Origin of the sequence: Sulfurimonas sp. (assembly GCF_027056685.1) — a bacterium.
Lineage (GTDB): Bacteria > Campylobacterota > Campylobacteria > Campylobacterales > Sulfurimonadaceae > Sulfurimonas.
This window is the reverse complement of the sequence record NZ_JALUKE010000224.1, coordinates 1-1,991: the sequence shown is the minus strand read 5'-3', so window position 1 is coordinate 1,991 and position 1,991 is coordinate 1. Positions and strand designations below refer to the sequence as shown.

Annotated in this window: 2 protein-coding genes and 1 pseudogene; 1 reads left to right on the top strand and 2 read right to left on the bottom strand. The window is 36.3% G+C overall.

What is annotated here, in order from left to right:
- Positions 1–579: pseudogene (locus tag MVY38_RS09875) on the bottom strand (hypothetical protein); the annotation flags it as partial.
- A 176-nt stretch (positions 580–755) separates the two neighbouring features.
- On the opposite strand from MVY38_RS09875, the gene MVY38_RS09870 reads away from it, so the two are divergent.
- Positions 756–1,145: a thioredoxin family protein gene (locus MVY38_RS09870; protein ID WP_297485723.1), complete on the top strand. Its 390-nt coding sequence runs from the start codon at positions 756–758 to the stop codon at positions 1,143–1,145.
- Positions 1,146–1,156: 11 nt separating this feature from the next.
- Here the strand turns inward: MVY38_RS09870 and MVY38_RS09865 are convergent.
- Positions 1,157–1,991: glutaminase (locus tag MVY38_RS09865; protein WP_297485721.1), on the bottom strand; the 835-nt coding region annotated here is incomplete at its 5' end.

Genomic DNA, 1,991 nt, shown 5'->3' with positions numbered 1-1,991 from the left:
GTCTGAGACATTATTTTTTATTTGAGAAAGGGTATCAAGAAGTGATTCTCTATTTATATCTAAAGGAGTCTCAACAGTATGATCAACTGCCGTCTCCACCGTAGGAATTGCAGTATCTCTTATTACTGTATCGGTAATACTATTATTTGTATTGTCATCAACTGCAACATCTATTGTCTTAAAATTTGATACTAAGTCACCGTCCGAGCTATCAGTCGCTGCTACACCAGCTGTTGCTGTTTGCATTGCATCGGTATCATCATTTACCGTATTTGGATTATTGCTATCGCTTATTAAATCTTGTAAGGAGTGCGTATCTGTAACAGTTTCATCTGATGAAAATTCCACATTTGAAAGAGATGAATCAAAAAGTTGCTTTTCATTTCCAAGAACAACCAAATCTGTTCCATCATTCATTGTCAAAATCAGAGAATCTAAATCACTGTTTCCATTAGCTCCAACAACAATTTCACCCTCATAAATCTTGTCACCCTCTGAGAGTTCTCGCAGAGAACCATCGGGCTCTTTTGCATAAAATTTTCCACTTATATCTCTTACAACAGCTATTTGATTTGCCACAACAAACTCCTAAATTTTATATATTTGGAGTAATTATAAAGTTTTTACAAATTATTTACTATTGTACTCAGGTACAATAACACTAGATAGAGAGATAAAATAACCCCACGCATTACAAAATTTTTCAACATAAGTTACAATTTACTCATCTGTAAAATATAGTGTATAATACTTTTATGAATAAAATATTATTGAGCTTACTTTTTACAGTTTCACTTTTTGGTGCAGAACTAAACTGGATACACAATTACAATAAGGGCTTGGCACTAGCTAAAAAAGAGCATAAAGATGTTTACCTTTTTATTGGTGCAGATGCTTGTAGATACTGCAAAAAATTTAAAGAGACTACCCTCTCCAAAAAGTATGTAATGAACAAGCTAAACGCAGACTTTGTCCCCATCTATCTCTCTCGAGACCAACACAAAATCCCCGATAAATTTGAGCGCTATGGAGCACCAAGACACTACTTTTTGACATCTGATGGCAAAATTTATGATGAAGATGTTGGGTACATGTCTCCTAAACGTTTTCTTTCGCTTTTAAAAGAGGTGAAATCTTTCAAATAGTGGGACAGAATCTAAAAAATAGATAATCCCGTTTTACTTGTGAAGAGTTCTAATGCTTTTGTACCGACAAGTGAATTTCCTTGAGCATTTAGAGCTGGTGCCCAGACTGCTATGCCCATCATTTTGGGAACAACTGCGACTATGCCCCCACCTACTCCACTTTTACCAGGGAGTCCAACACGAAATGCAAAATCACCTGAAGCGTCATAGTGCCCGCAGGTAAGCATCACTGCGTTTATGCGCTTTGCCTGCTGCGGTGTAATATAAGTTTTGCCCGTGATTGGGTCTACGCCATGATTTGCCAGATAAAGCATAGAACGGGAGAGCATTTTTGTATTCATCTCAATTGAGCAGTGCTGAAAATATATTTTTATCACTTCCATTACATCATTATCAAAGTTGTTAAAACTCTTCATCAAATTTGCCAATGCCAAATTTCTAAATCCATGTTCCATCTCTGACTCTGCAACAATATCATTAAATGCTATCGATGTATCATCTGCAATGGCGTGCATAAAGTCTAAAATCTTTTTAGATGTAGATGTAGAACTTTTAAAATGTGTGAGCAAAACATCTGTTACATTTATAGCACCTGCGTTTATAAATGGATTTCTTGGTTTTCCAGACTCATACTCAAGCTGCACTAAGGAGTTAAAAGGATTCCCCGACGGCTCCCGTCCTATACGCTCATACAGGTCTAAACCATAGTACTTAAGAGCCAAAGTAAATGTAAATACTTTTGAAATACTTTGAATAGAAAACAGCGTATCTGCCTGAGCTACACTATACTGCCTGCCATCAAACATAGTAAGTGTCATAGCAAACTGCTCAGGATTTACATTGGCA

Excerpts from the sequence above, each read along its gene's own strand:
- MVY38_RS09870 (WP_297485723.1), top strand. The coding sequence starts at position 756 with ATGAATAAAATATTATTGAGCTTACTTTTTACAGTTTCACTTTTTGGT.